Origin of the sequence: Pseudomonas sp. BP8, assembly GCF_017875955.1 — a bacterium.
Classification (GTDB): domain Bacteria; phylum Pseudomonadota; class Gammaproteobacteria; order Pseudomonadales; family Pseudomonadaceae; genus Aquipseudomonas.
On sequence record NZ_JAGINK010000001.1, the window covers coordinates 3899226 to 3922405 of the forward strand.

Genomic DNA, 23180 nt, shown 5'->3' on the forward strand with positions numbered 1-23180 from the left:
TTTACTCGTTGACCAAGCGCTGCAGTGAACCCTGTTCGTGGCGGGCCAAGACCCGCAGAATCTGATCGACCAACGCCCGATCGGGCGCCTCCAGGTGCAAATGATGCCCGCCCGGATGCCAGGAGACTTTCGCCTGTCGCGGCAAGGCTGCTTCACGCCGGGCGAAACCGTCGCCGGCAAACACCCCTTGGCGGCCAAGCATCAGGTACAGCGGGCAATTGACCTGGCCGAGCAGCTCGCACGCCTCACGTTCGGTCAGGGGCATGGGCTCGGGGAGCACCAGGCGCGGATCATGACGCCAGCAATAGCCGTCGCCGACCTGCAGCAGATCACGCATTGCCAATAGCCGTGCAGCGTCGTCCGACAAGCTCCCATCGAGGCGACTGCGCCGTTGCAGCAGCGCCGCCTCAAGGTTGTCGAACTGACTGCCGTCCGGCTCGCTGAAGCCTTGCAGCCGGCTACGCCGCACCAGGCGCTTGAGCCGATAGGCCTTGGCCAGGTGCTGCACCCGCTGATCCTCGGCGACGGTAAACGGCGCGCCCATGCCGTCGAGCAGGATCATGCTGGCGATGCCGCTGGTCAATGCGGCCAGCAGTGTCGCGATGCCGCTGCCCATGCCATGGGCAAGTACGTGAAACTGGCTGAAGCCGAGGCTGTCGACCACCGCCAACATGTCTTCGGCGTGCTCCCACAGGTAATAGCCGCTGTCGTGCCGTCGGTGGTCCGACCGACCATGGCCGACCAGGTCCGGGGCGACCACGAAGCAACCATCGAGCAACGGAGCAAGACGCTCGAACGAGGCCGCGTTGTCCAACCAGCCGTGCAAGGCCAGGACCGGAATACCGTCTTCCGGCCCCCAGCTGCGCACGGCGATCTCGATACCGTCGAGATCGAGCAGGTGGTCCTTGGGACTGAACTGCGAACGCATGGGCTCTCTCCCTGGCTGTTGCCTGGCGCCTGCGAGTCAGGCCGGCGATTTACCATGGCTCAGGCAGCACCCGCCTGCTGGCCCCTGACCGACGGTGACTTGCACGTCAGCGACGCCTGCACGGCGCTACCTATGTATCGCACCAACCCGGCGACGGTCTGGCTCCATGACCACCACATAGACCAGGAGCTCGACCATGCCCCACACCCTTCCCTACCACCTCGCCCAGATCACCAGGAGTTTGCCTGCGTGGAGCAAGCAACTGCCCAAAGACCAGATCGGCCAGTTCGTGCAACGTCTGCAAAAGGACTACCTGGACAAGGACGGCAACCCCTACCACTGGTTCACCACGGCTGCAGAGCTTGACCAGCAAGCGCTGCGCCGGGCCATTGCCCAGCGCGACGCAACGCTCCGGGATCTGCAGGCGCTATTAGCCGACCTTCAGGGCATCAGTGCGTTCTGCACGCCTTTACTGCAGCAGCGGTTGGCGATTGACGTACCGGTAACTCAGGCGCAGTACCGTTTTCAACCGACCCAGGTACAGCAGCCAGGCGGCCTGCCCTCGGGCCCTAACGTGCCGAGCGAACAACTGCCGATCATCCCCCGCGGCCAAGCGCAACTGCGCAGCTTGCTAGAAGCTGCGCTCCACAACTTCGAAGGCCTGAGCGACACCACACGCCTGAGTGGCCTGCAAGTCAGCCGCACCGACTTCAGCGCGCTGCCCGGGCTGAACCTGACTGACTTCATCGAGCAGTGTCGGGATCTGGATTTGGGCCAGCGCTATCAAGACCACCTGGCCAGTATTTACCACGGTACCGCCGCCGAGCAGATCCAGGCGCTGGCCATTCGGGCTCGCCGCGATGAATTCCGCGTGCAAACCCGCATCGCCAGGCTCAAGGAGTTGATTTCCTTGCCTGCTTCGGCCGCCCTGCATGCGCTCTGCGGTAATGCACCAGCGCCCGACTACGCGCGACGTCCCTTGCGCACCTGGCAAATCACGCTGTTCGGCATCCCCATCCACGAAATGCTACTGATAGCACCGGCCGAAAACGGCAAGGATGATCCGGTCATCCTTTACTTGCCAGGCGCTGACGATCCGCTCAGGGAGTTCATTTCTTTGGGGCAAGTGTTCCAGCACATGCGCGGCAAGCTGCTTGATGAGGCTTTTCGCAAGTACTTCGTAGCCCTCGCCCCACGGGCCGTCCAGCCCGAGCTGATGACCCGCCTGAAGCGCGCGTTGTTCACAAACGCCGACAACTCAAGCGGCGAGGAACTGATATCTCGAACCCACATCCACCTGCAAAGCTCAGACGAGCTGCTACCCAGCCAGCCATGGCAGCACCTGGAACGCAGCCATGTCGAGCGGATCAAGGCCGATGCCCGGACAATCGCAGTGCCCACTGCCGATGTTGATGCCAGGGTACGCCTCGAGCGCCTCGAGCACTGGCTGGAGGTCGGCCTGACGCTGCTGAACGTTGCCGCCATGTGCGTGCCTGTGCTCAACCCACTGATGCTGACCATCGGTGCAGCGCAGATCATGGGCAGCGTGTTCCATGGCATCGAGGCCTGGGAAGAAGGCGACAACGCCGAGGCGCTGGCGCAGTTGCAATCAGTGCTGCTGAACCTGGCAGTCGTTGGCGCCGTGGGCGGCGGGGGGGCGGCACTCAAGGCATCGGGCTTCGTCGATGCCATGCGCAGTATTCGTATCGGTAACCGCGAACGGTTGTGGCATCCCACGCTACAGGGCTATGCAAGCCCGATTGAAATTCCCGCCCTGCAAAGTCCGGATGCGCGCGGCCAGTACCACATCGACGGGCGCACTTACGCGCGGATCGACGGCACGCTTTGCGAGCAGTTCCAAGACCACGACGGTACCTGGCGAGTTCGCCACCCGCAGGCGCCGCTGGCCTACGCCCCGCCGCTGGCCGATAACGGCGCCGGTGCCTGGCGACTGGCCGACGACTCGCCGCTGGAGTGGGATCGGCAAACATTGCTGCGCCGCCTGGGCCGGCTTGATGACGATCTCAGCCAGCAAGCACTGGAGCATGCCTGGCGCAGCGGCCCGTTCGACGACGGTGTGCTGCAACGGCTGTATCTGTCCGGGACGAAGCTGCCCGCCGCATTCGAAGATGCACTGGCGCGGCTCAAGGCTGAACGCCAGGCGCGCCTGATGATCGAGCATGTACGCCATGCCCGCCCGCTGGCCGCCTACAAGAACTTTGCCGTACCCGCACTGGTTGAACTGCCAGGCTGGCCTGAAAACCATGTCATCGAAGTATTCCATGGCCCCGAGCGCTGGGGGGAAGCCACGCGCTATGGCCGGCTACCTGCACAGTCGGGCGATGTATTCGTGCAGATCAGTCGCACCGAACTGGACAACGGCGAGCTGGCAGAGGCTGTCCTCGCTCAGCTGCAGGATCCGGCCGTTTTCAGCGACACGTCACTAGCGCCCAACGCGCGAAGCCAGGCGCTACAGAATCGGTTGGCAGACCACCTCGAGCAACGACGTCAGGGTATAACCCAGAGCCTCTATCAGCGCCAGCAACCCGCACCGACAGCTGCCGGAACACGACTGAGCGGACAGTTCCCAGGCCTGCCGTCGCTGATCATCGAAGAAGTGGTCAGTCATGCGTCTGTGCTTGAGCGCCAGCAAATAGCGTCTGCATCTGCACGCATTCCCTTGCGCGTCCTGGAGGAAGCACGTCGCTTGCAGGCGCAGCTGCGTCTTGATCGGGCGATCCTTGGGCTGTACCAGCCAGCACTGGCCACTGCCGACAGCGACCTGTTGATCGAGGGGTTGCAAGCCGACAACCCAGGGCTGAGTGGCGAGTTGCTGTTCGAGGCCGCCGCCAATGACCGGGCGCAGGCGGCGCGGCTGATCGGTCAGCAACCCATTCAACCCGGCTACCGCTCGCCGTTGCGCCTGAGCCATGGGCGTCTGGGCTATCCACTGAGCGGTCGCGGGGTGCCAAGGCGCACCGGCACCGCCCCAGCTCGACGCCTGCAAATGTTGTATCCAGAGCTGGATAGCCATCAGCTCAGTGAGCTGCAGGTTGAGCTTGCCCAGACAAACGATATCGCCAACGCCATCCGCCAGCTGGAGACTGAGCGCAGCGTGCTTGAGCAGGGCCTCAGACGCTGGGTGGATGCAGCGGCGGACATCCTCGAGCGGGAAGAACGCCAGCAGTGCGCCGAAGTGCTCCGGCACGCCTGGCGTCGCGAGGGCGGTAACACTCGCGACAGCCTGACCCTGGAGCGCATGCGCCTCGCAGAACTGCCGCCACTGACAGCGCGCTTTCCCCACATTCGCTCACTCAACATTGAAGCGCAGGTACTTGAACGGGTTGAAGGACAGTTTCTCGCTTGCTTCCCGAACCTTGAAAGATTGCACGTCACCGGCAACCCCCGGCTGGATGCCAACGCATTGATCCAGGCGCTGCTAGCAACGCCCAAGCTGACTGAACTGTCGATCACTCAAACCACGCTGACGACCCTGTCGAACGAGGCACGGCATGTCCTGCGCATGATGCCCCGGCTGCGCCGACTCGACCTGCGCCGAAACAGCATCCAGCTCAGTGAGGCCGACATCACCCTGCTGGGGAGCCTGCAGCTTGAGCAACTGGTCCTTTCCAACAACCGCATCGCGCTTGATCAGACGCTAGCGCAACGGTTTCAGGACATGATCCACCTGCGTGCACTCAATCTTGACTTCAACCCACTGCAGACGGCACCTGATCTACGTTACATGGCCCGTCTCAGCGAATTGTCGATGAGCCATTGTGACCTGCAGGCCTGGCCCGACGGCCTGACCACCTTGATGAGCCAGCCGCAGTATCAGTTGCGGACCCTTGAGTTGTCGTTCAATCGCATCCACACCCTGCCTGACCTGGCCAGCGTGCTCAGGACCCCCTTTGCCAGAGACCTCGCGGCGCACCTGCCGGGCCGCCGCTGGCGCTTCAGCTACAACGACATGATTGAGCAAACCCGGTCACGCTTGCTCGCCACAGGGGTGAATGTCTTCGAGCACCAAGCTGAAATGCCAGACTGGCAGACCCTGTGGCGCACAGGCGCGTCTACCGCCCGAGAGCAGCTCTGGGCGTCACTCTTCGAACAGAGCGAGAACAGCGACCTGGCCGGGGTTCTGGAGCGCCTGAGCCACTCCGCCGAAGCACAGCGACAGCCTGAAGCGTTGAACGGTCGGGTGTGGAACCTGCTAGAGCAGGCTGCACAGGATGACACCCTGCGCCAAGACCTCAATGACCTGGCCCAGGCCTTTCCACCGACCTGCGGCGATGCCGGGGCCGATGCATTCAGCGCCCTGGAGATCCGCCTGCTGACCTACCACGCCAGCATCAGTGACAGCCCGGTCGCAAGTCAGCTGGCGCTGTACGGCAAACTGTATCGACGTGCTCAGGTAGACACCCTGGCCGAGCGGATCGCCTTGCGCCGCACGATCCGCAAGGCCGCGCTGCAGGAAGCCCAGGTCACTGGCAACGAAAGTAATCTGCCAGCCCTTGACCCGCTCGACGACGTTCAGGCAGTGCCAGACGGCGACCTGATCGATGCGCTGGTGGACGACATAGAAATTCGCCTGGCCTTGCGCCAACGGCTGGCCTCAGCATTGGACTACCCGGAGCCCAGCGCAGGCATGCTGTATGAACAGACCGCACAGCTCACACCCCAGATCCTCCGCAACGTTACGGCAGAGATTCGTCGCCTGGACCTCGACCGGGATGCTCGCCGCGCATGGATGATCGAGCAACCGAGCTGGCAGCGCACCCTTCGCCAGCAGTATGCACCGCAGTTCGAGGCGGTTACCGACTATTGGCGGGACGGGCTCGACTACCTGGACTATTGCCTCGACAAGGACGCCGAGCCCGTCACCTCGCTCTCGTCTTCGCTGGTCAAGACCCTGCAGGATGTACTGGGTCTGTCGCTGCGCGATAGCCAAGGTGCACTGCAGCGGGTCGAGCTCAACTCAGCCCAGTATCAGTTGGCGTTGGACGCCTTGCTGGCCGAGCAGAAAGTGGTCGAACAGGGACTTCTCGACAGCCTTACCCGCGGCCTGCAGACCACCTTGCCTTGAGTGCTAGAGGCCACGCAGGTCTTCGAAGAAGGCCTGCCGGCCATCCACTTGACTGGACGCACGGGGCAGCTTGGCTGCTTCGCCGCTGACCGGTTCAACATGCCAATAGCAATGCCTGACCGCACGGGTTACTGCCACGTAGGCCAGGCGTTGCACCTCTTCTTTCTGCGCCGTGTCAAATGCCTGGGCATCCCCGGCACGGCCCAGTCCCGCCAGGCGGTAGACCTGATTCTTGTAAGGCGAACTGGTCAGGTACTGGCAGTCACCGAGCATGAACACCGCGTCAGCCTGCAATCCTTTGGCACTGTGATAAGTCAGTTGCCGCAGCCTGCGCTGCTCGACAGGCAAGCTAGAATCCACATTAACTACAGACTTTATATGCTCTGAAATCAATAGCTTATCGATGCTTTTTCGAAACAACATCATCACCGATTCGCCGCGCTGATAGTGCTCGATCAAGGTCTGCCCCAGCGCGGCTTCGTCGCGATCAAACACTTTTACCGGCGACACCGGCAGCTCTGCAGCCAAGCCACTGGCCTTGGCCTTCTTGCCGGTAATGGCGGGCGCGCCCTTGACCAGATGCTCGGCGGCATCGATCACTTGCTGCTGGCTGCGGTAGTTCTCCACCAGCATCACCCGGGTGTTGGCGGGCGATGGGAATGCCTTGGTGAACTCCATGAAGTACTTGGGCGAACTGCCCCGCCAGCCATAAATCGACTGCCAGTCATCACCCACGCAAAGCAGCGAGGCATGCTGGGCGGTGCGCCCCACGTGCATGGCAGGCCCGCGCCGGCGGATCTCGGCCAGACTGGCGCGCAGCCAGCTGACGATCTGTGGCGAAACATCCTGGAACTCGTCGATCATCAGGTGCGCCAGCGGTCGCAGGAGCGGGTCGGGCAGCAGTTGCAGGTTTTCCGGGTTGTTCTCGCCGAACAGGGCAAACATCCGGTTGTAAGTCATCACCGGTGGCGACTGTGCCATCAGGTGCGTTTCAAGGGCTTTCCAGTACATCGCCAGTGCTTCGAAAAACAGCGCGTCGCTGTCGCCCGGTGGGAAGCTCATGGCGGACACCGCGCGCCCGACATCCAAGCCCAGGTTCTCGATAAAGCCTGCAGCACTGACAAAGGCGTCCAGTAACGGCGTCGCTGCCAGTTCGCCCTTGACCTTGTACTCGAAGCCAGGGCCTGCCACTGCATCCCCAGCCAACGAGGCCGCAAGGCGTTTTGCTGCTGCGTAGTTATCCAGCCAAATCAGTGGCTTATCGCAGAAAGCTTGAAACAGTGTCCGTTTTACGGCCCATTCGGCACGCACCGCGAGCTTGGCGCCAGGTCGCTGGTACTGGGCGCTCTCCGAGGGGTCGAAGCCCAACACCACCCAAGCATCCGAGCCTTCCAGCCGACCTTGCACATGAAAGCGGCTACCGCGGATCTCCACCGTCTCGCGACACGGCTCGATACCTTTGATTGGCCAGGCGCCTGCGGCGAACCACAGGTCTTCGATCACATCACACAATTCCTCATCGCGCTGTGCGGCCAGCTGAGTCACCTGGACGCGCTTCTGTACGTCGGGATGGTCCGGGTCCAGCGGTTTCAGTTGCAGGGCTTCACGGCGCAGGCTAGCGATCAGCTCAGCGAAACGCGGGCTGGCGGCCAGCACATCGCGGTAGCACAGGTTCAGCTGCTGACGCTGGGCGTCGTTCAGACGCAGGTCGAACGGATTGCTGTCGGCATCGGCCTCGCCACCGGCTGGCAACTCATTGCCAAGGGTCTCGAATGCACGCAGTTGACCGAAGCCTGGCAGGCTGCGCACCAGCGGCAGGATCCGCGAATGAAAGGTGCGCACCAGTTCGCGAGCATTGGCGGCGGGCAGATTGGCCTGCCACAGGGCAAACACCTGCAGCAGGCGCTTGATGAAGTCCTTGCGCGACTCGCGGGTGAACGTCACCACCGTCATGGCATCGAGTTCGTAGCCCAAGTAGTGGCGCAGCAGCAGGATGCGCAGTACCAACGAAGTCGACTTGCCGGCACCGGCACCGGCCACGACGCAGGTCGACGGGGTATCGCTGAAGATCAGCTTCCACTGCGCGGCGCTGGGTTGCGCCTCGGCCGGAAGACGCTGGGCGACATCGGCCTTGAAGCGCTTTTTCAGCTCTGCCGTCAGCGGCAGGCGCCAGTCCTCGAACAGCTTGTCGTCCTCACCAGGCACGCTGGCGTGCTCCGGGCGGATGTCGCGGATCACCAGCACCTGGCGGCCCGCGTCAAAGCCTTCGACTCGCCCCTGTTCGAAACCCTCGCGCACACCATCGGCATGTCCCGTACGCAGGCCGCTGGCCTGGCCGAGAAACCAGGAGTCTCGGTGTTGTGCTTGCAGCCGGGTCAGGCCGCGGCCCAGCAAACGTGCAGCCAGGCGGCGAAACCAGGGCAACTGGGCGGGCGGGGTCAATTGGACGGGGGCTGGGGGCTGGTGCGACACGGTCACTCCGTTGAAAATTGAATCAGCGGCTAATGTTCGCCGCATCTGCGAGAAATCGCCAGCTAATGCTTGCAGATCAGACCATTAGGCGATGAATCGCATAAAGCACAACACGCCAACATATCTATCAATACGATCATTTTTAACCGATATTTACGCTTATTTTCGATCTTTATTGCATGCATCATTGGCCCATTCCAACCACTCATGGAGCACGATCATGCTGCAACTGCGACCCTTCAACAGCCTTGGCCATGCGAATCATGGTTGGCTTGATGCTCATCACCATTTCTCGTTCGCGGAATACTACGACCCGGCGCGGATGCATTGGGGCAACCTGCGGGTCTGGAACGACGACCTGATCGCGGCTGGCAGCGGCTTCCCACCCCACCCGCACCGCGACATGGAAATCATTACCTATGTGCGTGAAGGTGCCATTACCCACGAAGACAGCCTGGGCAACAAGGGCCGGACCGAAGTCGGTGACGTGCAGGTGATGAGCGCAGGCAGCGGTATCGTCCACAGCGAGTACAACCTGGAGAACGTCGATACGCGGATCTTCCAGATCTGGATCGTCCCGGAGCGTGTCGGTGATGCACCGTCCTGGGGTACCCGACCTTTTCCTAAAGGGGAGCGTGGTGAGGGCTTCGTCACGCTGGCCAGCGGCCGGGATGGCGACGAAGAGAGCCTGCGCATTCGTGCCGACGCTCGCCTGGTAGCCGCCACCCTGCGGGCTGGGGACAGCGCCGAATACCGCTTCGAGGCGGGCCGCCGCGGCTACCTGGTTCCGGCCAAGGGTGCAATCGAGGTCAATGGGGTGCGGGTCAATGCCCGCGACGGTTTGGCCATTGAGCAGGAAGCGGTATTGACGGTAACGGCGATCGAGGACAGCGAGATCGTGCTCGTAGACGTCGCGTGATGTGATACCTGTGCTGGCCTCGCGAAGAGGCCAGCACTGCCCATACCGATCAATAATCGAACCGGTCCACCGCCCGCCGCCGCTCATTGTCATCGCGCCGATCATAGGCCGCCGTGGTCTGGATATTGGCGTGGTGCGCCAGCTTCTGCGCAATCGACAGGTCATGCTCTTCGATTACACGGGTAATGAACGCCCGGCGAAAATCATGCGGCATGATCTTCGCACCGACCTGCGCGCCTCGTTGCCGAGCGATGTAATAAATGGCGTGCTTGGTGATCCGTGCTCGGGTGATGTGATTGCCACGGCGGATGCGATTGAACAGAAAACTGTCGTCTGCCTCACCTTCGGCCAGTTGCGCCCGGCGCAGATCCAGCCACGCCTGCAGTTTCTCGAATGCCCAGGCCGGGGCGTACTTGACCAGCTGGCGATTACCCTTGCCTACCACCTGCAGGCTGCGACCGGCGAAATCCACCTGGACAATGTCGATGTCGACCGACTCCGATTTACGCATGCCGGTGCCGTACAACAGGGCAATGATCGCTGCATCACGCACGCCTTGGGGCCGAGGGTCGGCAGCACACACGTCCATCAGTTCACGAATCAGGCTGCGGCGCAGGTTACGCCCCGGCGGCAGCCGGCTGCCCGTTGCAGGCTTGACCTCACGGATGCGTAGCAACTGCTCATGATCGATCAAGCCCTGGCGCCAGGCCTCGTTCATCACCCCGCGCACCGCGTTGACGTAAAGCGACGAGGTATTGGGCGCGTAATCATCGCTGCGCAGCGCCGCTACCAGGGCAATCACATGGCCTGGTTCGAGCCGGTGCCATGGCACATCAGCGATATCGCAATCGACAAAGCCCAGCCGGTCAGCGGCATCCTGAAGGATGTAGCGCATGGTCAACTGGCTGGACGGTGCCAGCCGGGCCAGGTACTGCAGCAGAGGGTTGTGCAGGAAGTCGGACAAAACGTGAATCCTGTAACGGAGCTCCAGCGGTGGACGGGAGCGTAAAGCGCGTCCAGCCGACTCGACGAAGTCGGCCGGACAACAGAAACAATAGGTCAATATGACCCGATGCACTGCCATCATCTTGATATTCAAGAATTTTATGGATGGCAAGGAGGTTAATGGTACCCGAAACATCCTGGGACTGCTGCGCAGCCCATCGCAACCGCTCCGGCGCGCCGCAAGGCTGTACCCACAAAGACCATATCCAACGAACAGCGCGCAACGGTGGTCTAGAGTGGAGTTCACAATACGCTGCCAACGAGGCCTCATGGCTCTGCACCGCCTGACCCGCACCCACCCCCGCCTGAGCATCGCCACTGTGGCGGGGATCATTGGCGGCTGGCTGATTCCTGCCGAGGATCTTATCCAGCACCTGCTCGCCGGCTGGAACCTGGGCGTCTGGCTTTATCTGCTGCTGGTTGGCTGGCTGACCTGCACGGCCAGCCTGGCCCAGGTGCGCAATGTCGCTCAGATCGAGGACGAAAATGCGGGGCTGGTACTGTTCACCGTGTGCATCGCAGCGATCGCCAGCCTCGCTGCTGTGGTGTTGCAACTGGGCGTCAGTCGCAGCCTGGAGGGGACTGCCCTGGCCCTGCATTACCTCTATACCGTGCTGACAGTGGCCGGCTCATGGCTATTGATTGGCTGTATCTTCAGCTTGCACTATGCGCGCCTGTTCTACACCAGCAAGCAAGCCGAACCGCCGCTGCGCTTTGCCGAAGGCGAACGCAACCCAGACTATTGGGACTTCCACTACTTCTCATTCACCCTCAGCGTCGCGGTGCAGACGTCGGATGTCGGCGTCGCCGACCGCGCAATGCGCCGGGTGGTCCTGGCCCACTCACTGGTGGGTTTCGTGTTCAACACGGCGATCCTCGGCATCACTATCAACATCGCCGCTGGCTTGCTCGGCTGATCCCAACGCCTGACCGTTGGTCCGAAAGCCGCTAGCGTGCAGGCCGATGACGCAAATCGTCGCCGACGGCAGACCACTACTGCCGCCAGACGAAAACGTTTGCCAGGCAACCCCCCATTGCCACCCCTGCCAGGGCTGGCTGTGACCGAGGTCAAGCATTCGTACATTTGTCATGTTTTCTGCGAGACACTGCCTTGGCAGATGCTATCGTTACAGTCCGACGGCCCGATGCGGCGCCTCGCGATCACTCTGTTCGATAACTGGAACAAGGAGGCTGGCAATGAACAAGATGACGTTCCCCAACGCCTGCCAAGTGATGCGCTGGCACTTCCACCCGCTCGGTTTCGAGGCCAACATGGACGCGCCGCGTAGCATGATCGCCCGGCTGTTCGATCGCAGCACGGGTGAAACCGTCCTGGCCATCGCCGGCATCCCCTGCTCCGCGATCATGGCGGCTGCTGACGTCGAACGCATCATTGAGGCGGTTGAGGATGAAATGGCGGCGTTTGTGCCGTTGTTTACCTTGCGTGATGCTGGTTAAACCGGTTTGACTTCCTTTTCTCGCACTTCCATCAGCCCTGCCATGAATTGCTCCGCCGGCACCGGCTTGCCCATCAGGTAACCCTGCAAAGAGTCGCAGCCCAAACGCGTCAGGAACTCTTGCTGGCGGTCGGTTTCCACACCTTCGGCAACGATGCGCAAGCCCAGCGCTTGGCCGAGGGCGACGATCGCCGAGACGATCGCGGCGTCATCGCTGTCGTGCTCCAGGTCACGGACGAAGCCGCGATCGATCTTCAATTCGTTGGCCGGCAGGCGCTTGAGGTACATCAGGCTGGAATAGCCGGTGCCAAAGTCGTCGATGGAGATGTCCACGCCCATGTCGGAGAGCTTCTGCAGCACTGTCAAACTGGCATCGGCATCGCGCATGGCAGTGGTTTCGGTGATTTCCAGGGTCAACCGATTAGCCGGCAGCTGATTACTCTGCAGGGCCCGGGCAACGCTGTCGACCAGGCCTGCATGACAGAACTGGATAGCCGAGAGGTTGACTGCAATGCGCCACTCCTCGTGCCCCTGCTGCATCCATTGGCGCATCTGCCGGCACGCTTCATCCAGCACCCACTCGCCGATGGGGATGATCAAACCCGTCTTCTCCGCCAAACCAATGAAGCGGTCAGGCAGCAGCAAGCCCTGTTGCGGATGCTCCCAGCGCAGCAGTGCCTCAGCACCAATGGGCTGGCGCAGGGCGGCGTCGTACTTGGGCTGGTAATGCAGGCGAAACTGGCCCAGCTCCACGGCTGCGCGCATGTCCTGCAGCAGTTGCAACTGCTGACGGGCGTTGCTGTTCATCGATACGTCGAAAAAGCTGTAGCCGTTCTTGCCGGCGTTTTTGGCGTGGTACATCGCCGCGTCGGCGTTGCGCAGCAGTTCCAACTGGTCGAGACCGTTACCGGGGTAGAGCACGATACCCAAGCTGGCGGTGAGTTGCAGGTCATGTTCGGCAATGCGGAACGGGCGCGATACCAGGTTGACCTGCTTGACCGCCACGTCCATGGCGTCCTCCAGCTCCTGCAGTTCGACCAACAGGACGAACTCGTCGCCGCCGATCCTCGCCAGGGTGTCCTGACTGTGCAGGTGGCCGCGCAGGCGTGTGGCAACCGCTTTGAGCAACTGGTCGCCAACGTGGTGACCAAAGGCGTCGTTGACCGGTTTGAAACCGTCCAGATCAATGAACATCAGCGCAAAGCAACCACCCTGCTCCGCTACTTTACCGATGGCCTGGTCGATACGGTCCGCCAACAAGGTACGGTTGGGCAATCCGGTGAGGGTATCGTGCAGCGCCAGTTGCGTCAGTTCCTGGTTGGCCAGCGTCAGCGAGCGCGCCAGTTCGGCGGTACGCGCTTCCATGCGTGCGTCGAGCACCGAGGTCAGCAACGCCATGGCCAGCACCGCAAGGGTGGTGATCAGCACCACATAATCCAGACCGGAGCCGCTCAGCCCGCCATCGAGCGCGCCACAGAAGCTTCCCTCCGGGAAGTTCGCGGCGGCCATGCCGGTGTAGTGCATGCCGACGATGGCAATCCCCATCAGCACGGCGGCCGCACCGCGGATCTGCCGCACATAGGGCGTGTGTTTGCGCAGGCGGAAGGCGATCCACAGGGCCGCCGCCGATGCGCCCACCGCTATGGCCAGCGAGGCACTGAACAACGTCGGGTCGTAGTCGATACCCGGCTGCATCTGCAGGGCCGCCATGCCCATGTAGTGCATGCTGCTGATGCCGGCCCCCATGATCAGCGCGCCAAAGCCCAATTGCAGCCAGGGCAGCGTTGGCTGGCTGATCAACCACAGGGCAAAGCCTGAAGAAAGCACCGCGATCAGCAGCGACAGCGCCGTCAGAGCCAGGTCATAGCCGAGACTGATCGGCAGGCTGAAAGCGAGCATGCCAATGAAGTGCATCGACCAGACGCCGACCCCCATGGCCAGTGCACCTCCACCCATCCACAGGTGCACCGCCCGGCCTTTGGCCGTAGCGATACGCCCGGTCAGGTCGAGGGCGGTGTAGGACGCCAAAATCGCCACGCACAGCGAGATCAACACCAGCGAGGAGGAGTAGGTACCGATCAGCATGTCGAGTTCCAGCGGCGGGAGGCAAAGCCCCGGGCAAAAGCCGATGATTGTACTCAAGCTTTGCCGAAACGCACGGGGTTTTAGCGAATCATAATGGATCCAATATCCCGGAACAGTGCACACCATGGTCCCGCTAAAGCCGGCGTTGCTGAACTGACTTTTTAGCAGAGATCCTGGGGCCGCGTTGCGGCCCCGGAGGCATAATCACTCTTGTTCGGCAAACGCCTGCTGGGTATCCCAACCGCCGCCGAGGGCCGCAATCAACTGCACGCTGGCAACCAGCCGCCCTTGCAGCAGGTTGAGTACACTGCGCTCGTTGCTCAAGGCGGTGGCCTGCACGTTGACTACATCCAGGTAACCAATCAACCCAGCGCGGTACTGGTTCTCGGTCAAGCGCAGCGACTCGCGCGCGGCATCCAGAGCCTCCTGGCGCACCCCGGCCTCATCGCCGTAGACCTTGAGCTGCACCATGTAGTTTTCCACTTCCTTGAACCCGTCGAGCACGGTCTGGCGGTATTGCGCCACGGTCTGGTCGTAGACCGCGACAGTGCGGTCGACCTCGGCGCTGCGCTTGCCGGCGTCGAACAAGGTCATCGCCAATTGCGGCCCCACCGACCAGAAGCGGTTGGGTAGCTGGATCCAGTTACTGAAGCTGCTGCTGGAATAGCCGCCACTCATGCTCAAGCTCAGGTCCGGGAAGTACGCCGCACGGGCCACACCGATAGTGGAGTTGGCCGCCATCACGTTACGCTCGGCCGAGGCGATGTCGGGACGGCGCTCAAGCAGCTGCGAGGGCAGTGCCACGGGAATCTGTGGCAAGGCCGGGATCGACTTGCTGTCGGCCAGGGCAAAATCGGCCGGTGCCTTGCCCATCAGCACGGCAATGGCGTTTTCGTACTGCGCACGCTGCCAGATCAGGTCGATCAGGTCGGCCTGGGTGCTCTTCAACTGGGTGCGTGCCTGGGCCACCGCATCCGGCCCGGAAACACCGGCACGGTACTGGTTCTCGGTCATTTTCAACGAACGCTCATAAGCTGCCACGGTGGCTTCAAGCAAACGTTTCTGTTCGTCGATCACGCGCAACTGCAGGTAGTTCTGCACCAACTCCGACTGCAGGCTCAAGCGCATCGCCGCAAGATCGGCAAAGCTTGCCTCGGCGCTGGCTTCGTCGGCATTGAGCGTCTCGCGCAGCTTGCCCCACAGGTCGATTTCCCAGCTGACACCAAGCTGCGCATTGTAGGTGTTGCGGATCCCGCTGCTGTTGTTCGACAGGCTCGAACTGCTGCTGCCGGTGCCCTGCGCGGAGCGGGTCTTGCCGGCCGACAGGTCGAGGCTGGGGAACAACGAGGCGCGACTGCTGCGAATCAGTGCGCTGGCCTGACGGTATTGCGCCTCATACTGAGCGACCGTCTGGTTGCTGCGGTTGAGTTCTTCGACCAGGGTATTGAGACCGGCGTCACCGTACAGCTCCCACCAGGCACCACGGGCAATGGCGTCGGACGGCTTGGCCTGGGTCCAGCCTTCGGCCTGCTTGAACTGCGCCGGAGTGCTCAGCTCCGGGCGCTGATAGTCCGGGCTCAAGCTACAGGCGCTGAGCAGCAATGCGCACAGGCTGGCGCCGATCAGGCGCGAGCCGCGCCCGCGGCCCAGCTGCTGCAGGGCACGATGAAGTGGAGTCTGGGCAAAATTCATAGCGGGGTATCCAGTGCAGCGTCGGTGCGCACACCGCGCCAACGGTTGAATCGATGACGCAGGTGGTCGAGGTAGAGGTAGACCACAGGCGTCGTGTAAAGGGTCAGGACCTGACTGAAGACCAGGCCGCCAATGATGGTCAAGCCCAGTGGCTGGCGCATCTCCGCACCCTCGGCATTGCTCAGCAGCAGCGGCAAGGCACCCAGGATGGCGGCGATGGTGGTCATCAGGATCGGCCGCAAGCGCAGCAGGCAGGCGCGACGGATCGACTCTTCGGGGCTGAGGCCTTCGTTGCGCTCCAACTGCAGGGCGAGGTCGATCATCAGAATGGCGTTTTTCTTCACCACGCCAATCAGCAAGAACAACCCCAGCAACGAGATCAGGCTGAACTCACCGCCGGTGACGTACATCGCCAGCAAGGCGCCGACACCCGCCGACGGCAAGGTCGAGAGAATGGTCAGCGGGTGGATGTAGCTCTCGTAGAGAATCCCCAGCACCAGGTACACCAGCACCAGCGCGCCGAGGATCATCAGCGGTTGGCCCTCCTGGGTCTTGGCGAAGGCATCTGCGGTCCCGCCGAGCTTGGCGATAACGTCTTCAGGCAAGCCGAGCTTGGCCACCGAGCGCTCGACCGCAGCCATGGCCTGGTCGGGGCTATAGCCTTCGGCAACGTCGAAGGCGATGTCTTCGGAGGCGAACTGGCCTTCGTGGCTGACGCGGTCGTTGGCCAGGCTGTTCTCGTAACGGGCGAAGGCCGACAGCGGCACACGGGCGCCGTCTGCAGTAATGACCTGGACCTGCTCCAGGGTGCTTGGGTCCCAGGCGTACTTGGGGTTGATCTCCAACACGACCTGGTACTGGTTGAGGCTGTCGTAGATGGTCGAGATCTGCCGCTGGCTGTAGGCGTTGTTGAGTACCGAAGTGACCATGTCCATGTCGATCCCGAGGCGCTTGGCCTGGTCACGGTCGACCACCAGGGTCACTTGCTGGGTACCGGCACCATCACGGGCGTCGATGGCGGTCAGCTCGGGCAAGGCGCGCAAGGCAGCGGTGACTTTCGGGAACCACTCGCGCAACGCGGCCAGGTCACCGCTCTGCAAGGTGTAGAGATACTGCGAGCTGCTCTGGTCGCGGCCACCACCACCCAGTTGCAGGTCTTGGTCGGCCATCAGGAACAGGCGGCCGCCGGGAACCTTGGGCAGCTCCTTGCGCAGGCGTTCAATCACCTTCTGGGCATCGATCTTGCGTTCCGCGATCGGCTTGAGACGCACCAGGACCATGGCGTTGTTGGTGCCGCTGTTGCCGCCGATGAAACCGGCGACGCTCTGCACGGCGGGGTCGGCAAGCAATGCGCGGCGGTAGATTTCCATCTTGGGCTGCATCACCGTGAACGACAGGCCGTCATCGCCACGGATAAAGCCCATCAACTGGCCGGTGTCCTGCTGCGGCATGAGGGTCTTGGGCACCACCACGTACAGGGCGATGTTGACACCGATCGTCACCAGCAGGCTGATCAGGGTCAGGCGCCGATGGCGCAGCACCCAGCCGAGGCTGCGGTCATAACCGCTGACCATGCGCTGGTGAACCCTGTCGCTCCAGCGCTGCAGGCGGTTCTGCTCCTGCTGGTGAGGCTTGAGCCAGCGTGCGCAGAGCATTGGCGTAAGGGTCAGGGAGACCACCAGCGAGACGATGATCGCCGCCGCGAGGGTGATCGAAAACTCCTGGAACAGGCCCCGCACAATGCCGCCCATGAACAGGATCGAGACGAACACCGCGACCAGCGAGACGTTCATCGAAAGCAGCGTGAAACCGACCTCCTTGGCGCCGATAAACGCTGCGCGCATGGGCGGTTCGCCCTTTTCGATATGCCGGGAGATGTTTTCCAGCACCACGATGGCATCGTCCACCACCAGGCCGGTGGCGAGAATCAGGGCCATCAGCGACAGGTTGTTCAGGGAAAAGCCGCACAGGTACATCACGGCAAAGGTACCCACCAGCGACACCGGTACCGCGAGGCTGGGGATCAGCGAGGCGCGCAAGTTGCCGAGGAACAGGTAGACCACCAGGATCACCAGAACTACGGCGATCAGCAGGGTGTGCTCGGCCTCCTTGAGGGTGGCCTTGATCACCGGCGAGCGGTCCATGGCGATGTTCAGCTTGACGCTGGCCGGCAGCAACGACTGCAAGGCCGGCAGTTGCGCCTTGATCTGTTCGACGGTTTCGATGATGTTGGCGTTGTTCTGCCGGTTGACGACCAACAGCACCGCGCTCTCGTCATTGAAAAAACCGCTGTTGTAGCGATTCTCGACGCTGTCGGTGACCGTAGCCACATCGGCCAGGCGCAGGATCGAGCCGTCAGTCTGGCGAATCACCAGCGGCTCGTAGTCCTTGGCCTTTTCCAGCTGGTCATTGGCGCGGACCTGCCAGTTACGCTCGGCATCCTCGACAAAGCCCATCGGTCGGCGCTGGTTGGCATTGGCCACCGCAGTGCGCACTTCGTCCAGCGACAGCGCGTACTGGTTGAGCAATTGCGGCTCCAGCGAGATGCGCACTGCCGGCAACGAACTGCCGCCGATCTGCACCTCCCCTACCCCGCTGACCTGGGCCAGGCTCTGCGACAGGATGGTGTCAGCCAGGTCATACAGTTGGCCTTTCTGCAGCACATCCGAAGTCAGCGACAAGACCATGATCGGCGCTTGGGACGGGTTGATCTTCTTGTAGGTGGGCATGCTGCGCATGCCGCTCGGCAACAGGTTGCGGGTGGCGTTGATCGCCGCCTGCACCTCGCGCGCTGCGCCATCAATGTCGCGCCCCTGCTCGAAGCCGATGATCACGCGGGTAGAGCCCTGGTTGGAACTACTGGTCAGGGTAGTAACCCCGGCAATGGCGCCAAGCTTGCGCTCCAACGGCGTGGCCACGGTAGACGCCATGACCTCGGGGCTGGCACCGGACAGGTTGGCCGACACCACGATCACCGGGAAGTCAATCTGCGGCAGCGGCGCCACCGGCAGCAGACCAAAGCTGACACCGCCCAGCAGCATGATCGCCAGGCTCAGCAGCATGGTCGCTACTGGCCGGCGGATGAATGGACCGGAAAGGTTCATGCCTCTGCCTGCTTCGTGTCAGTGGCCGGGCGCCAGCGGCGTGCCAGGCGATCGAAGTACAGGTAGATGACCGGCGTGGTGAACAGCGTCAGCACCTGGCTGACCAGCAGCCCCCCGACCATGACCAGGCCCAGCGGCTGGCGCAGCTCGGCGCCAGAACCGGTGGCGAGCATCAACGGTACCGCACCGAACAGCGCGGCCAGGGTAGTCATCAGGATCGGCCGGAAGCGCAACAGTGCCGCCTGGTAGATCGCATCGTGCGGGGTCATGCCCTGGTTGCGCTCGGCTTCGAGGGCGAAGTCGATCATCATGATCGCATTCTTCTTGACGATGCCGATCAGCAGGATGATGCCGATGATCGCGATCATGCCCAGGTCATTGCCACTGAGGATCAGCGCCAGCAAGGCGCCGACCGCCGCCGAGGGCAACGTGGAAAGAATCGTCACCGGGTGGATGTAGCTCTCGTAGAGCACGCCCAGCACGATGTACATGGTCACCACGGCCGCCAGGATCAGCAGCAAGGTGCTCGACAGCGAGGCCTGGAACGCTTCGGCAGCGCCCTGGAAGCGGGTCTGCACGCCAATCGGCATGCCGATCTCCTGCTGCACCTGCTCGATGGCCTGGACCGCCTCACCCAGGGCGACGCCGTGGGCCAGGTTGAACGACATCATCACGGCCGGGAACTGCCCGATATGCGAGATCGCCAACTGCGCCTGGCGCTGCTCGATGCGCGCCAGCGCCGACAGACGCACCTGGCCGCCATCGCTGGCCTTGACGTGGATCGACTCGAGCGCCGCCGGGCCAATACTGGCCGCAGTCTGCGATTGCAGGACCACCCGGTACTGGCTGGCCTGGGTGTAGATGGTCGAGATCTGCCGCTGGCCGAACGCGTCATACAGGGCGTTGGTGATCTGCGAAACGTTGATCCCCAGGCGGCTGGCCATGTCGCGGTCGATCACCAGGTACACCTGCAAGCCTTTGTCCTGCAGGTCGCTGGCGACGTCCCTCAGCTCCGGGCGCTGCTGCAGGGCCTGGACTAGCTTGCCGCTCCACTCGGAGAGCATGTCGGCGTCCGGCGACGACAGGCTGAACTGGTACTGGGTGCGGCTGACGCGGTCTTCGATGCTCAGGTCCTGCACCGGCTGCATGAACAGGCGGATGCCGACCAGTTTGTCGACCTGCGGCTGCAGGCGGTTGATCACGTCGGTGGCGGTCACATCACGATCGCCGTGGGCCTTGAGGTTGATCAGCAGGCGACCACTGTTAAGGGTGGCGTTGTCGCCATCCACGCCGATGTAGGAGGACAGGCTCTGCACGGCCGGATCCTGCAGGATGACCTTGCTCAACGCCTGCTGCCGTTCACTCATGGCGGCGAACGAGGTGGATTGCGGAGCCTCGGAGATACCCTGGATAACACCAGTGTCCTGCACCGGGAAGAAGCCCTTGGGCACCGCCATGTACAGCACCACGGTCAACACCAGGCTACCGACCGCCACCAGCAGGGTCAGCGGCTGATGACGCAGCACCCACTGCAGGCCACGCCCATAGTGCTTGATCAGCCAGTCGATCCAGGCGCCGCTGGCGCGGTAGAAACGGCCCTGCTCTTCTTCCTTGGGCTCACGCTTGAGCAGGCGCGCGCACATCATCGGCGTCAGCGTCAGCGAGACCACCAGCGAGATCAGGATGGCCACCGCCAGGGTGATGGCGAACTCGCGGAACAACCGGCCGACCACGTCGGCCATGAACAGCAGCGGGATCAACACGGCAATCAGCGAGAAGGTCAGCGAGATCAAGGTGAAGCCAATCTGCCGCGCGCCCTTGAGCGCCGCTTGCATGGGCGTCTCGCCCTCCTCGATATGCCGGGAAATGTTCTCCAGCATGACGATGGCGTCGTCCACCACAAAGCCTGTGGCGATGGTCAGGGCCATCAGGGTCAGGTTGTTGATGGAGAACCCGGCCAGGTACATCACGCCGAAGGTGCCGATCAGCGACAGCGGCACTGCGATCGACGGAATGATCGTGGCACTGACCCGGCGCAGGAACAAGAACGTGACCATCACCACCAGCACGATGGCGATCAGCAGTTCGTGCTGGACATCGGTAACCGCGGCGCGGATGGTCTGGGTACGGTCGGTGAGGACCATCACGTCGAGGCCGGCCGGCAGGTTGTCGGTGATCGACGGCAGCAGTTGCTTGATCCGGTCGACCACTTCGATGACGTTGGCACCGGGCTGGCGCTGGATATTCAGCAGCACCGCCTGGTTCTCATTGGCCCAGGCCGCGAGGCGCTCGTTCTCGGCGCCATCGACGATCTCGGCAACGTCCTTCAGGCGCAGCGGCGCACCATTGTTGTAGGCGAGGATGAGGTTGGCGTATTCCTCGGGAGAGCGCAGCTGGTCGTTGGCATCGAGCATCGACACCCGGGTCGGGCCGTCGAAGTTGCCTTTGGGCTGGTTGACGTTGGAGGCACCGATCAGGGTGCGCACATCTTCCAGGTTCAGGCCATTGGCGGCCAGGGCATCGACGTTGACCTTGATCCGCACCGCCTGACGTTGGCCGCCGGCGATGCTGACCATGCCGACGCCGCTGATCTGGGCAAGCTTCTGCGCCACGCGGGTGTCGACCAGGTCGTTGAGCTTGGGCAGCGGCATGGTCTTGGAAGAAATCGCCAGGGTCAGCACCGGGGTGTCGGCCGGGTTGACCTTGTTGTACACCGGTGGCGCCGGCAGGTCGCTGGGCAGCAGGTTGCTGGCGGCGTTGATCGCGGCCTGCACCTGTTGCTCGGCAACGTCCATGTTGATGTCCAGGCTGAAGCGCAGGGTCAGTACCGACGCACCGCCCGAACTGGTCGAGGCCATCTGGGTCAGGCCGGGCATCTGGCCGAACTGGCGCTCCAGGGGCGCGGTGACCGCGCTGGTCATCACCTGCGGACTGGCCCCGGGGTAGAGAGTCATGACCCGGATGGTCGGATAGTCGACCTGCGGCAACGCCGAAACCGGTAGCAGCTTGTAGGCGATGAGGCCGGCCAGGACGATGGCCAGCATGCTCAGCGTGGTGGCGACCGGGCGGAGAATGAACAGGCGCGAGAGGTTCATGCGCCCGCCTTGCCCGGCTTGCTTGCTTCGATCGCGCCATTGGCGTCTTGGCCTTGCAGGTGCTGGCCGGGGGTGGTCGGTACTTGCGAGCTGTCTTCGACCACTTCTACCACACTGCCTTCACGCAGGCGGTCGGTGCCTTCCAGCACCAGGCGATCACCGGCGGCCAGGCCTTCGAGGATCACGCTCTGCTCACCATCGCTGGCGCCTACCTTGAGCTTGCGCACATTGACCTTGTTGTCGGCGTTGACCACGTAGGCAAAGGTGCCGTCGTTGCCGAACTGGATGGCCGCTGCTGGGGCCATCACCACCTGCTTGAGGGTGTCGGCGAGCAGGCGCACGTTGACGAACTGATTGGGGAACAGAGCCTGATCCTTGTTATCGAAGCGGGCCTTGAACTTGAGCGTGCCGGTGGTGGTGTCGATCTGATTGTCGGGGCTGCCGAGTACGCCGGTGGACTGCAGCTTGCTGTCGCTGCGGTCCCAGGCTTCGACCGGCAATGCAGCGCCACCGCGGTAGCGTTCGAGGACGGTGGTCAGCTCGGTCTCCGGCAACGTGAAGGCAACGCTGATCGGCTCGGTCTGGGTGATCACCACCAGCGCGGTAGTGTCGTTGGCTGCCACCAGGTTGCCCAGGTCGAGTTGGCGCAGGCCCACGCGGCCGTTGATCGGCGCGCGGATCTGGGTGAATTCGAGGTTCAGGCGCGCATCGCTGACAGCCGCCTGATTGGTTTTTACCAGCCCCTGGAACTGCGCTACCTGGGCTTCGGCGGTATCGAGGGTCTGCTTGGCGATGCTGTCTTCGGCATACAAGCCTTTGTAGCGGGCCACGTCGACCTGGGCGTTTTTCAACTGCGCCTGGTTCTGCGCCAGGGTGCCTTCGGCCTGCTGCAAGGCGATCCGATAGGTGCGCGGGTCGATTTCGGCAAGCAGATCGCCAGCCTTGACCTGCTGGCCTTCCTTGAAGTGGATCTTGACCAGCTCACCGGCCACGCGGCTGCGGACATTGACGGTGTTGTTAGCCGTCACCGTGCCCAGCGCCTTGTAGTACAGCGGGAAGTCACCGACGCGCACAGGCTCGACACGAACCGGCACCGCTTCGGTGGAGCCGCCGAAACCTGGACGACCATTCTTGCCCGTGCGCTCGGCCTGTTCCTTTTGGCTCGATGCGGCGGGCCACAGCCACCAGGCCAACAAGGCCACCAGGAGCAGGATCAGCAGGCCGATGAGCCAGCGACGAGGGGAGCGGGAGACGGAAGCTTGCATGGGTTGAACAGACCTTGTTCGGAAACGACGACTTTGGGAGGGTGAACGATAATCACTGGTATCGATTTAGCA

At 62.7% G+C, this 23180-nt stretch carries 12 protein-coding genes; 4 read left to right on the plus strand and 8 right to left on the minus strand.

Annotated elements, in window-relative coordinates; translation table 11 throughout:
- Position 1: 1 nt before the first annotated feature.
- On the minus strand, positions 2-928 hold the full coding sequence (locus J3B00_RS17010) for an alpha/beta hydrolase (protein ID WP_209869011.1): 927 nt from the start codon (positions 926-928) through the stop codon (positions 2-4).
- Between the two features lie 196 nt (positions 929-1124).
- On the opposite strand from J3B00_RS17010, the gene J3B00_RS17015 reads away from it, so the two are divergent.
- Positions 1125-6014 (plus strand): NEL-type E3 ubiquitin ligase domain-containing protein, encoded by a 4890-nt coding sequence (locus J3B00_RS17015; protein ID WP_209869012.1) that lies wholly within the window; start codon positions 1125-1127, stop codon positions 6012-6014.
- Positions 6015-6017: 3 nt separating this feature from the next.
- Here the strand turns inward: J3B00_RS17015 and J3B00_RS17020 are convergent, their stop codons facing one another.
- Positions 6018-8531, minus strand: a complete 2514-nt coding sequence (locus J3B00_RS17020; RefSeq protein ID WP_209869013.1) for a UvrD-helicase domain-containing protein — start codon at positions 8529-8531, stop codon at positions 6018-6020.
- Positions 8532-8706: 175 nt separating this feature from the next.
- Between J3B00_RS17020 and J3B00_RS17025 the strand changes: the two genes are divergently transcribed.
- The gene (locus tag J3B00_RS17025) at positions 8707-9405 is read left to right on the plus strand and encodes a pirin family protein (RefSeq protein WP_209869014.1); all 699 of its coding nucleotides are present in this window, start codon (positions 8707-8709) and stop codon (positions 9403-9405) included.
- 49 nt (positions 9406-9454) lie between these two features.
- On the opposite strand, the gene J3B00_RS17030 is transcribed toward J3B00_RS17025, so the two are convergent.
- Positions 9455-10369, minus strand: a complete 915-nt coding sequence (locus J3B00_RS17030; protein ID WP_209869015.1) for a tyrosine-type recombinase/integrase — start codon at positions 10367-10369, stop codon at positions 9455-9457.
- 310 nt (positions 10370-10679) lie between these two features.
- Here J3B00_RS17030 and J3B00_RS17035 point away from each other — a divergent pair, with 310 nt between their 5' ends.
- Entirely contained in the window at positions 10680-11327 is a 648-nt protein-coding gene (locus J3B00_RS17035; RefSeq protein ID WP_209869016.1) for a DUF1345 domain-containing protein, read from the plus strand.
- Positions 11328-11607: 280 nt separating this feature from the next.
- The gene (locus tag J3B00_RS17040; RefSeq protein WP_209869017.1) at positions 11608-11868 is read left to right on the plus strand and encodes a DUF1652 domain-containing protein; all 261 of its coding nucleotides are present in this window, start codon (positions 11608-11610) and stop codon (positions 11866-11868) included.
- Here J3B00_RS17040 and J3B00_RS17045 read toward each other — a convergent pair.
- The 5 genes from J3B00_RS17045 to J3B00_RS17065 form a co-directional block, all read right to left on the minus strand.
- Entirely contained in the window at positions 11865-13952 is a 2088-nt protein-coding gene (locus J3B00_RS17045) for an EAL domain-containing protein (protein WP_209869019.1), read from the minus strand. The two genes, J3B00_RS17040 and J3B00_RS17045, sit on opposite strands and share 4 nt — an antisense overlap.
- Before the next feature lie 204 nt (positions 13953-14156).
- A complete protein-coding gene (locus J3B00_RS17050; RefSeq protein WP_209869021.1) occupies positions 14157-15644 on the minus strand; it encodes an efflux transporter outer membrane subunit in 1488 nt (495 codons plus the stop codon).
- Positions 15641-18748, minus strand: a complete 3108-nt coding sequence (locus tag J3B00_RS17055) for an efflux RND transporter permease subunit (protein ID WP_209869023.1) — start codon at positions 18746-18748, stop codon at positions 15641-15643. The genes J3B00_RS17050 and J3B00_RS17055 overlap by 4 nt, the downstream gene beginning before the upstream one ends.
- Positions 18745-21843: an MdtB/MuxB family multidrug efflux RND transporter permease subunit gene (locus J3B00_RS17060; RefSeq protein WP_209869025.1), complete on the minus strand. Its 3099-nt coding sequence runs from the start codon at positions 21841-21843 to the stop codon at positions 18745-18747. The genes J3B00_RS17055 and J3B00_RS17060 overlap by 4 nt, the downstream gene beginning before the upstream one ends.
- Positions 21840-23108: an MdtA/MuxA family multidrug efflux RND transporter periplasmic adaptor subunit gene (locus tag J3B00_RS17065; RefSeq protein ID WP_209869027.1), complete on the minus strand. Its 1269-nt coding sequence runs from the start codon at positions 23106-23108 to the stop codon at positions 21840-21842. Before J3B00_RS17065 ends, J3B00_RS17060 begins: the two co-directional genes overlap by 4 nt.
- Positions 23109-23180: the final 72 nt, after the last annotated feature.

Excerpts from the sequence above, each read along its gene's own strand:
- J3B00_RS17010 (WP_209869011.1), bottom strand. The coding sequence starts at position 928 with ATGCGTTCGCAGTTCAGTCCCAAGGACCACCTGCTCGATCTCGACGGT.
- J3B00_RS17015 (WP_209869012.1), top strand. The coding sequence starts at position 1,125 with ATGCCCCACACCCTTCCCTACCACCTCGCCCAGATCACCAGGAGTTTG.
- J3B00_RS17020 (WP_209869013.1), bottom strand. The coding sequence starts at position 8,531 with ATGCGGCGAACATTAGCCGCTGATTCAATTTTCAACGGAGTGACCGTG.
- J3B00_RS17025 (WP_209869014.1), top strand. The coding sequence starts at position 8,707 with ATGCTGCAACTGCGACCCTTCAACAGCCTTGGCCATGCGAATCATGGT.
- J3B00_RS17035 (WP_209869016.1), top strand. The coding sequence starts at position 10,680 with ATGGCTCTGCACCGCCTGACCCGCACCCACCCCCGCCTGAGCATCGCC.
- J3B00_RS17040 (WP_209869017.1), top strand. The coding sequence starts at position 11,608 with ATGAACAAGATGACGTTCCCCAACGCCTGCCAAGTGATGCGCTGGCAC.
- J3B00_RS17045 (WP_209869019.1), bottom strand. The coding sequence starts at position 13,952 with ATGCTGATCGGTACCTACTCCTCCTCGCTGGTGTTGATCTCGCTGTGC.
- J3B00_RS17050 (WP_209869021.1), bottom strand. The coding sequence starts at position 15,644 with ATGAATTTTGCCCAGACTCCACTTCATCGTGCCCTGCAGCAGCTGGGC.
- J3B00_RS17055 (WP_209869023.1), bottom strand. The coding sequence starts at position 18,748 with ATGAACCTTTCCGGTCCATTCATCCGCCGGCCAGTAGCGACCATGCTG.
- J3B00_RS17060 (WP_209869025.1), bottom strand. The coding sequence starts at position 21,843 with ATGAACCTCTCGCGCCTGTTCATTCTCCGCCCGGTCGCCACCACGCTG.
- J3B00_RS17065 (WP_209869027.1), bottom strand. The coding sequence starts at position 23,108 with ATGCAAGCTTCCGTCTCCCGCTCCCCTCGTCGCTGGCTCATCGGCCTG.